This is a genomic window from Microcoleus sp. PH2017_35_SFW_U_B, from assembly GCF_020737865.1.
Lineage (GTDB): Bacteria > Cyanobacteriota > Cyanobacteriia > Cyanobacteriales > Microcoleaceae > Microcoleus.
Genome location: NZ_JAEQDE010000091.1, coordinates 1 through 9523, shown reverse-complemented (window position 1 = coordinate 9523; position 9523 = coordinate 1). Strand labels below are relative to the sequence as shown.

The window sequence follows — 9523 nt, the reverse complement described above, 5'->3', positions numbered from 1 at the left end:
AAGACAATTTCAAAGATTGTAAAATGGGCTTCTAGCCTGTTCCAGCAGAAAAAATCAAAGATTGTGGAATGGGCTTCTAGCCCGTTCCCAAAGACAATTCCAAAGATTGTGGAATGGGCTTCTAGCCCGTTCCTAAAACCATAAAAATAACTGCACAATCTAAAACTTGTCCAATTATCCCCATCCTCAATTGTCACCAAATCCCTCTAAACCTGTCCATCCCCTCAAGCGGCTGCTGAAGTACGGGCGCCGCTACCGCCTGAAAACTTGGCTGGCAAGTATTTGTTCGCTGCTGAATAAATTCTTTGATTTAGCGCCACCAGCATTAATCGGTATTGCCGTTGATGTGGTGGTGAAACAACAAGATTCTATCCTTGCTAAGTGGGGCATAAAAGATGTCGTTTTGCAACTCGCAATCATTACTTTTTTGAGTTTGATTGTTTGGACTTTGGAATCGGTTTTTGAATATGCCTATGATTATTTGTGGCGCAATTTGGCTCAGGATATCGAACACGATTTGCGTCTGGAAGCTTACAGCCATTTACAAGAATTAGAATTAGCTTATTTTGAAGAACGCAGCACGGGCGGTTTGATTTCGATTCTCAACGATGATATCAATCAACTGGAACGTTTTTTGGATGGTGGTGCCAATGAAGTGATTCAGGTAAGTACGACGGTAATTGTGATTAGCGCCGCTTTTTTTGCAGCATCTCCTGCTGTTGCTATCCTGTCAATGCTGCCAATTCCTTTTATTATTTGGGGCTCGTTTGCATTTCAAAATCGCCTTGCTCCACTGTATGCTGATGTGCGGGAAAAGGTGAGTTTTTTGAACGGGCAATTGTCGAATAATCTGACGGGAATTACTACTATTAAAAGTTTTACTTCCGAAGATTATGAAACTCAGCGCATCGAAACCCAAAGTCAAGCTTACCGCCAAAGTAACCGACGGGCGATCGCAATTTCGGCAGCTTTTATTCCGCTAATTCGCGTGGTGATTTTCCTGGGCTTTATTGCAACGCTATTTCTGGGCGGTTTGGAGGTAGTGGCGGGCAGATTGTCTGTAGGGACTTACAGCGTTTTGGTGTTTTTGACGCAGCGGTTGCTGTGGCCCCTGACCCGCCTGGGTGATACTATGGATCGATACCAGCGCGCCATGGCTTCTACTAATCGGGTGATGAATTTGTTGGATACGCCGATCGCAATTCGCACGGGTGATATTCGGCTGCCGGTTAGTTCGATTAAAGGCACGCTGGAATTTAAAAATGTTACCTTTTATTACAATCAAAGAAAACCGATTTTGCAGTATTTTTCCCTGACTCTGCCGGCGGGGAAGACTACGGCAATTGTGGGCGCGACTGGTTCGGGAAAAAGTACGCTGGTAAAATTAATTATGAGGCTGTACGAGGTACAATACGGTCAGATTTATCTCGATGGCATAGAATTAACTACCCTGAATTTAAAAGATTTACGGAGAGCGATCGGATTGGTGAGTCAAGATGTATTCTTGTTTCACGGTACGGTGGCCCAAAATATTGCTTACGGCACTTTTGATGCCACCGATCGAGAGATAGTAAATGCTGCTCAAATTGCGGAAGCTGACGAGTTTATCGCGCAATTGCCGGACGGTTACAACACTATTGTAGGGGAACGCGGTCAAAAATTGTCGGGGGGACAGCGGCAGCGGATTGCGATTGCGAGGGCTGTGTTGAAGAATCCGCCGATTTTGATTCTGGATGAAGCTACTTCAGCGGTGGATAACGAGACGGAGGCCGCAATTCAGCGATCGCTCGAACGAATTACCAAAAATCGGACTACAATTGCGATCGCCCACCGTCTTTCTACTGTCCGTAATGCCGATTGCATTTTTGTCATGGAGCAGGGGCGAGTGGTAGAATCGGGGCATCACGAACAACTTATCGAACATAATGGAGTTTATGCGTCGCTCTGGCGGGTGCAATCTGGTATAAAATAAAAGCGCTGCGCTTTTAGGTTGAATTTGCTAATTGGTAATTGGTCATTGGGCATTGGGCATTTGGCATTGGTAATTAGTTATTCACAGTCTGCTAATAACGAATCACAAATAACCAATAACGAATCACAAATAACCAGTAACCAGTAACCAATAACAAATAACCAATAACCGTAAGATATTAGTTTCTACAAGCAAAGAGAAAAAATGTTTTTATTTGGTGGGCCTGAGTCCGAACAAAAAAATCAAAGTAACTGGCGCCGCAAATTAGATAAATTTGTAGCAGCCAACAAACAAGAATTGGCGGCTTTAGCTTGGGGACTCCTTCAGGAAAGAGGAGAGGAAAGCGACGATATTTTGGGCATTGATATTGCCGGAACGCCACGCTTCGTGTACTGTAAAAAAGAGGCAGTAGAAGAGTTAAACCGTCAAGTTAAAAGTCATATTCAGGAAATTTTAGGAGTGCTAAACGCTCACAAACCGGAGAAAGAGGTAGCGATTTTGGCGATCGGCGAAGGTGAAATCAAGCTAATTTTGTTTGAAATTGACCCCGCACCCCCTGATTGTTTTGAACTCGCAGCAGCGGATGTCGATACATTGATCGATCGCCTGGAAAAACAAATGGCTGAATATATTAAAGGATAAATTATATCCAATCCGGTAAAAAAAATACTAATTAAGTTCGTAGTGAGGACTTTAGTCCTCATTTTCAGAGGACTAAAGTCCTCACTACGAACCCGTTTTGTTGTGTTGGATATCAAAATAACCAAGAATCAAAATAACCGGCGGGTGGCAAATCGTCGGTCAAAATTTGAGCTTGGTCTAAATTAGCTATAATCTGAGACAATTCTGAACCTATTTTCACATCAAGAGCTCTGTCTGTCAAGGAAAACGAAAATTCATGTCCATCTTGCACATATTTTGCTCTGGAAACAATCTCGTCTTTGTCTAAAATAGGGCCGTTAGTCCCAATTAAAACACTATTAATATCCTTCCAAGGGCATACGTATACCTGGGAAAACACGCTTTGAAAAGTCTTCACCTTTTGGGCATAAAACTCATCTCTTTGCAGCAGATTTACTAAAACAACTCCAGCGGTTGACAAATGTTTTTGGCAAAGTTCATAAAATTCTTTAGTTGCTAGCCGGTGCGGAAAGTAGCCGTTGCCAAAAAACACGTCAGTCATGATTATATCGTACTGCACATCTGGGCTTTGCTGCTCTAGATACTCTCTCCCATCTTGGATTGCTACGCTGAGTCTGCTGTCGAAGTGCACTCCAAAACACTCAATGGCGGCTGAAATCGCGATCGCATCTACATCAGCACATTCTACAACAGTTTCCGGCAAATAATGGTGCATAACTAACGGAATTCTGCCACCGCCAAACCCAGCTATATAAACTTTTTTAGGTTGATTTTGCCACAATAAACCCAACATCATCGCTTGGGTATATTCTGAAACTAAATGCAGAGGATTGTTGAGGTTGAACACAGATTGCAATAAATCTGTATACAAATTCACTTTTTCTACTAAACATAGCTTAATTTGACCTTTATCTTTTCTAACTGCAACATAGTGAACTCCCGACTCTTTGCAAAACACAACTCCATCCGGCTGTTGTTGCACCCAAGCCAGCCTCTGTTGAATATTCGCTAAATTGATAGTTTGCCAATTTTTTTGTTCGTCAATCATCTGATTTTTTAATTTATTGGACGCACGAGTGGTTAGAAATGCGTCAATCCTGTTTTCTTTAAACTCTATCTGCGAAAGATTCGCGGACGTTGTTGGGAAGAGAGCCCTCTTGGTTTCAGTGGTTATATAACCTGTCAGTCATACCTCACCTTTTTGAGAAAGGCTATATATATAAAAGAGCGCTGAAGCGCAACTACGTACCTAAAGACTAATCCCTATAAGAGTGCAATTTTCTTTGAAGGTTGTTGCGCTTTATGACCCTTTTCTACTTTATATATCAAAGAGCGCTGAAGCGCAACAACGTACCAGAAGACTAACCTCTATAAGAGTGCAAGTTGCGTCGAGGAATGTACTAAAAATCGTAGACTAACCGGGTATTTGCGAAGGAACTGGGTTTCTCATCAATTTTCTATTTTATATTGTGAAAAAAACCTGAGATAAATTAAGTAGATGATACCTGCTTATACGCCACAAACTCCAAACCCGAAATCGAAAAATCTATTCTTTCCCAATCTTGCTTATCACCTTCAAACTTTTCAAACGCTGCTGAGGTAAGCAAAATCTCTCCCCGTTCCGCCAAATCCTCTCCCAGCTTGGCTGCTAGATTAAATTCCGATCCGTACATATCCTCTCCTTCCAGCATCAAAACATCGCCGCAGCCAATACCAATGCAGAGGTAAATATCCATATCCGGCGGCAGAGTCGTGTTGACAGCCACCGTTTGTTTCAGAGAGTCAATTGCAGATTCCACAGCAGATTTTACATCGGGAAATACTGCAAAAATATTGTCTGCTTCCTCCTTAACAACAGTACCGCCACATTCCGCAATTATCGGTTTGACAATTCCGTGCATCCGGTGAATCATTGACAAAAAATGAATGATTCCGTAACGGACAGTTGTTCGAGAAAATCCCGACATATCCATTACCAAGATTGTGTGATTTTGACGAAAAGTTGCATTAATTTGGGCGTCAATTTCTGCCATTCTTTGGGGGTTTTCGTTTCTTTCTTGCAGCAGTTTTTCCAAGTTGGTGCGGTTATTTGTTTTCATTGTAGTTGAATTAATTAAACTCCCAATCGCGACAAAAAGGCTGAGGGCGACCAGCGGGATGTACTGCACAATTGATACCATCTTTGCCGTAATAATAGTCGCAGACTTTGCAAGGTTGATTTTGCTCAATCTTTTTCATCAAAATTGCCCGGATAGTCTGAACTCGGTTGCGATACTTGTTGGCTGTCGAGTGAGTCGGTTCAATTGCCAAAGCTTGCTGAAAAGCTGCTATGCTGGTATCGTACAATTTAATAATTTGGGCGCTGTATTTTGTCCAAGCATCGGCGCGACTTTGATACAATTCAATGGTACTTAAGTTTAAAATGCCGTATTCCGTCCAAGCGTCAGCCGAAGCCCGATCGAACTTAATATTGGCATTCATCAAGACTTTTTTGATGGTTGCCAAAAGTTCCCTGGGCTGCCAAGGTTTGCTAACATACGCCTCGGCGCGATCGATCGCCCTGGAGAACAAAGCTAGCTGCTGTCCCTTGCCGGTTAAAAATATTACTGGTATATTCCGAGTTTCGGGATTAGCTTTGATTAAACGGCAAACACCGTAACCGTCCATGCGGGGCATGACGATATCTAATAATACTAAATCCGGGTAACTTCTCTCAACTTTATCTAGTGCTTCCACACCGTCAGATGCTTGAATTACATTTAATCCACTGCATTTCAACTGATGTGAAATGCACTCCCGCTGGCTGCGGGAATCTTCCACAACTAAAACTGTACTCATCACTCCCCACCTGGTTTCCGATGTAAACTTGTGCGCTGCTTCGAGTTGCCCTGACTGACATTATTTTACCCACATTGAATGATTTTGTTATCACTAGCTAAGGGAATTCTCTAAACTTGCAACAAATCTTAAACTGGGAAGCACAGGCGATACCGATCGCAAAAATCTGCTTGCCAATACGGGGAATTATTGCAAGTTTGATAAAAAAATATTCGGATTTTAAACCTTAATAACGGCAAACTGTACTGATGCAAGCCAAAAACCTTGTTGAATTGCCACAGATAATCCGCTACTGTGTACGTTAAAGTTCTTATGGACGACAAATGAATAGATTGCTCCTCACTTTGCTTGTAAGTCCGACGCTGTTTGGATCTCTGATGTCTTTGAGCGCGATCGCCCAAACTCAAAACATAGGCGAAACACCGGGTAAATCGGCTGATGCGCCAACCTGCGTGCGATCGCCCCACGCCCAACGTCTGACTTGTATGCGCCTTCCCGGTAAGGCTGCTGCTGCTAATTCCAAGGCCAGAATCGGTTGGCAGCGCCCGAATCAAGAACCGGTGGCGATGCTAGATTTTACGGAGGAAGAAAGCGATGCAGCGGCGGCGCTGTTTGGCTGCGACTGTCAGTTGTGCATCAATTCCCTGCGTCAGTTGCGCGGTTTGCCGCCCTTGGACTTGAGTTGAGCGCGATCGCCAAGACTGCTTCAGCTAACGTTGTTTTGTAAGATCGACTCTCTCGTAGTTTGGCGCAGTCTTCTTCGGTAATCTAAAATCTAAAATCCCAAATCTAAAACCAAAAATTTCAAATCTCAAATTGTTCGATCGGGGTGTTATTTCTGCGCCAAAGCCCATACTACTAAGGGAAAATCCGGCTCATTTGCTAACGAATGAATGGAAGCATTGTAATATTCCCATTTTGAGAAGTTTGCCACAATACAAGCGCGGTTTCCCCAAGAGCCTGTTTGGATGCGCTCTAAATTGAAACCGCATTCAGCCAGCAGGTATTTGATTCCTGTTTCTGTCCAGCGAGAGCAGTCGTTAGGGTAATCGTGAATCCGAATCAAAAACGGTATAGTTATTAAAAAATAACCGTTTTTGTCGAGCATTTGATAGATATTTTTGCCAGCGCGGTAAGGCCAAAGTAAATGTTCAAATATCTGTTCGGCAATGATTAAATCAAATGTTTGATCGAGGCAACACTCGCAAATGTCAAACTCTGGATATTTGACGGATTTATAGCTTTGAAAAGATTCTAATTTGCCCCAACTGTCGCCAGAGATTTCTAAGGTATTTAATCGATCGGGCTGCAAGCTTTTAACGATGTTGCGAGTTTCGCGGTTCATCACAACTCGGCACCAATGTTCGTCAACTGCACCAAATACCATATTTCCTCCGTTGAGATTTGTAGGGCGATTAATAACGGGATAGCTAGCCTTCGGGAAGGGGAGAGCGAACGCTTCACGCAATTTTTCTCTACAATAACCTATTCTGATTGGCGATCGCCCGCACCGACTGCTAAAATGAAATGTATAATATTAGCGATGTAAACCGCTACTCGAAATCATGTCCGCAAATACCGCGCTACCGCCAACCCTAGCTAAAATTGTCCAGCGCTTCCAGCGACACTCCGATCCGAAACAGCGCTACGAACAACTGCTGTGGTATGCCAAGCGACTCCCACCATTTCCCGAAAGCAATAAACAGCCAGAGAACAAAGTTTCTGGCTGCGTGTCACAAGTTTATATTACCGCAACTTTAGCCGACGGAAAAGTTTCCTTTGAAGGCGATTCAGACGCTCAGCTAGTCAAAGGATTAGTTGGCTTGCTCGTCGAAGGTTTAAGCGGATTGACGCCTGCGGAAATAGTCAGCGTTACCCCAGATTTTATTCAAGATACGGGATTGAATGTGAGCCTGACACCTTCTCGCGCTAACGGATTTTATAACATCTTTCAAATGATGAGAAACAAGGCACTGGGTTGCGAAGTTAGCGCGCAAGCAGAAGCAAATTAACAGGAGCAAAAGCTGTGACTCAGACTGCTGATTTAATCCAATCTAATTATGGCAGCTATCCCGCGACAGTTCAAGAATATCTCTGGAACTGGAAAGGAACGCAAATCAAAGTTATTTACGAAACCAGAGGACAAGGAAACACCGTATTATTGCTGCCAGCTTTCAGTACGGTTTCAACACGAGCAGAAATGCGTCCTTTAGCGGAATTGTTGGCGCCTAACTTTCAAGTTGTGAGTGTAGATTGGCCTGGTTTTGGCGACTCGGATCGCCCGTGCACCGACTACGAACCGCAATTATATCATCAATTTATTCAGGATTTTGTTGAGTCTACTTTTAGCAGTCCTGTGGCTGTAGTTGCGGCCGGTCACGCTGCCGGTTATGCGATGCAATTAGCGCAGTCAAAGCCGAATGTTTGGTCAAAAATTGTGTTAGCTGCACCGACTTGGCGCGGGCCTTTACCGACGATGAGCAAACAGCAAAGCGGCTGGCACGGAATTGTCAGAGAATTAGTACGATCGCCCTTACTCGGTCAATTCCTTTACAAACTGAACACTGCGCCGTCATTCCTGGGTTTAATGTACCGCCGCCACGTCTACGCGGATGCAGCAAAAGTCACCCCCGATTTCATCCAAAACAAGTGGAAAGTTACTCAGAAAGCGGGTGCGAGATTTGGTTCGGCGGCTTTTGTAACTGGTGGTTTAGATCCGGCAAAAACCCGAGAAGAATTTGTCGCCAACTTCCAAGAATTAGCAGTACCCGTGATGGTTGTAATTGCTGAGAAAGCACCGCCCAAATCTAAGGCGGAAATGGAAGTATTAGCCCAATTACCGGGAGTAGAATCGCGAGTTATCCCTGGTTCTTTGGGCTTGCACGAAGAGTATGCGGCGGATTTGGCAAATGCGGTTAAGTCTTTTGTTTAAGATTATAGACTTCTTGCAAAAATAATTAGGACGGGCTAGAAGCCCATCCCACAATAAAAAAGATTTTTGTGGGATGGGCTTCTAGCCCGTCCCAAATGACTAATGACTTCTTCTATTCTTGATTGCCTTTCCCGCGAATATATCCGTTATCTGCAATCCGCCAAGCACCCCCAGTATTGCCGGTTAAATCGCAATCATCCACCGTAGCAATACTATCTCTGTAAACTGCGATCGCCTCACCTTCATTACCATTAATTCTACACCTGCGCGCAATCAATTTTCCTCCCAATCCGACACCTATTCCCAGAGTGCCGTTATTATAGATATTGCAATCTTCCACCGTTGCTTTGCCATTATCCGAGATAAAGATTCCGTTCCATATTCCATCATGAATTTGACAGCGACGGATTACTGAATTAGCATTAGAGCCGCAGATTACTACCACAGAATAGTTGGCAGAAGTGATATCGCTGTCTTCTACGATTAACTCGCCTTGGCGAATATCTACAGCGTAATATTTTCCTGTTGTTTTAATTGTCAATCCTCGGACTAAAGCGCTGTCTGTTGCCATTTGAATGCAGTTTGAATCGCTGCTTTCAACAGTGACGCTACCCGCTTCTATGTTGCCGATAATTTCCACAGATTTGTCGATTATTATACTTTCTTTGTACACACCCGGATGCACATAAATTCGCGTACCTGAAACAGCATTTTTTAGGGCTTCGCTAATAGTGGTATAGTCACCTTCGCCTTGCTGAGAAACTACAAATTCTTGATTTTTCAAAATTGCTGCTTCTGGGGTTGACTCGGCGTTTTTATCTAGTAATTCAGCTTTTGGTGATTTTTCCGCTGTTGCAGTAATTTCCGGTGTTGGCTGCAACCGTTCTTGATATACTGTTTCTAAGTGATGTTCTAACTCAGATATTTGAGATTGAAGTTGAGCTTGACTCTGGTTTGCTTTCTCGATTTGACTTTGCATTTCCGAGAGTTGGGCGTAAATGTGCGATCGCTCTCTGTTAGCAGTTTCTAGTTGAGACTCTAATTGCGATCGAGTTTGACGCCCATTTTCTAACTGATTTTCTAAGTCGGATATTTGAGATTGCAGTTGATTTTGATTTTGATTGGCTCTCTCGATTTGA

The 9523-nt window shown here is 43.5% G+C and carries 10 protein-coding genes; 5 read left to right on the top strand and 5 right to left on the bottom strand.

Going from position 1 to position 9523, the window contains the following annotated elements:
* Positions 1-190 precede the first annotated feature (190 nt).
* Both JGK36_RS24435 and JGK36_RS24430 read left to right on the top strand, forming a co-directional pair.
* Positions 191-1972, top strand: coding sequence for an ABC transporter ATP-binding protein (locus JGK36_RS24435; RefSeq protein ID WP_293185128.1), 1782 nt, complete (start codon positions 191-193; stop codon positions 1970-1972).
* Between the two features lie 204 nt (positions 1973-2176).
* Complete coding sequence (locus JGK36_RS24430; protein WP_293185107.1) at positions 2177-2614, top strand: hypothetical protein; 438 nt, start codon at positions 2177-2179, stop codon at positions 2612-2614.
* A 112-nt stretch (positions 2615-2726) separates the two neighbouring features.
* On the opposite strand, the gene JGK36_RS24425 is transcribed toward JGK36_RS24430, so the two are convergent.
* From JGK36_RS24425 to JGK36_RS24415, 3 genes are all read right to left on the bottom strand, one after another.
* Positions 2727-3662: a spermidine synthase gene (locus JGK36_RS24425; protein WP_293185108.1), complete on the bottom strand. Its 936-nt coding sequence runs from the start codon at positions 3660-3662 to the stop codon at positions 2727-2729.
* 442 nt (positions 3663-4104) lie between these two features.
* Positions 4105-4713, bottom strand: a complete 609-nt coding sequence (locus JGK36_RS24420) for an adenylate/guanylate cyclase domain-containing protein (RefSeq protein WP_293193104.1) — start codon at positions 4711-4713, stop codon at positions 4105-4107.
* Positions 4714-4723: 10 nt separating this feature from the next.
* Complete coding sequence (locus JGK36_RS24415) at positions 4724-5452, bottom strand: response regulator (protein ID WP_293185111.1); 729 nt, start codon at positions 5450-5452, stop codon at positions 4724-4726.
* A gap of 323 nt (positions 5453-5775) precedes the next feature.
* Here JGK36_RS24415 and JGK36_RS24410 point away from each other — a divergent pair, with 323 nt between their 5' ends.
* Complete coding sequence (locus JGK36_RS24410) at positions 5776-6138, top strand: hypothetical protein (protein ID WP_293185113.1); 363 nt, start codon at positions 5776-5778, stop codon at positions 6136-6138.
* Between the two features lie 146 nt (positions 6139-6284).
* Here the strand turns inward: JGK36_RS24410 and JGK36_RS24405 are convergent, their stop codons facing one another.
* Entirely contained in the window at positions 6285-6920 is a 636-nt protein-coding gene (locus JGK36_RS24405) for a methyltransferase domain-containing protein (protein ID WP_293193106.1), read from the bottom strand.
* Between the two features lie 97 nt (positions 6921-7017).
* Here JGK36_RS24405 and JGK36_RS24400 point away from each other — a divergent pair, with 97 nt between their 5' ends.
* Positions 7018-7464: a SufE family protein gene (locus JGK36_RS24400; protein ID WP_293185115.1), complete on the top strand. Its 447-nt coding sequence runs from the start codon at positions 7018-7020 to the stop codon at positions 7462-7464.
* A 14-nt stretch (positions 7465-7478) separates the two neighbouring features.
* A complete protein-coding gene (locus tag JGK36_RS24395; protein ID WP_293185116.1) occupies positions 7479-8384 on the top strand; it encodes an alpha/beta hydrolase in 906 nt (301 codons plus the stop codon).
* 112 nt (positions 8385-8496) lie between these two features.
* Here the strand turns inward: JGK36_RS24395 and JGK36_RS24390 are convergent.
* Positions 8497-9523, bottom strand: a 1027-nt coding sequence (locus JGK36_RS24390; RefSeq protein ID WP_293185117.1) for a right-handed parallel beta-helix repeat-containing protein, incomplete at its 5' end; no start/stop codon positions are given.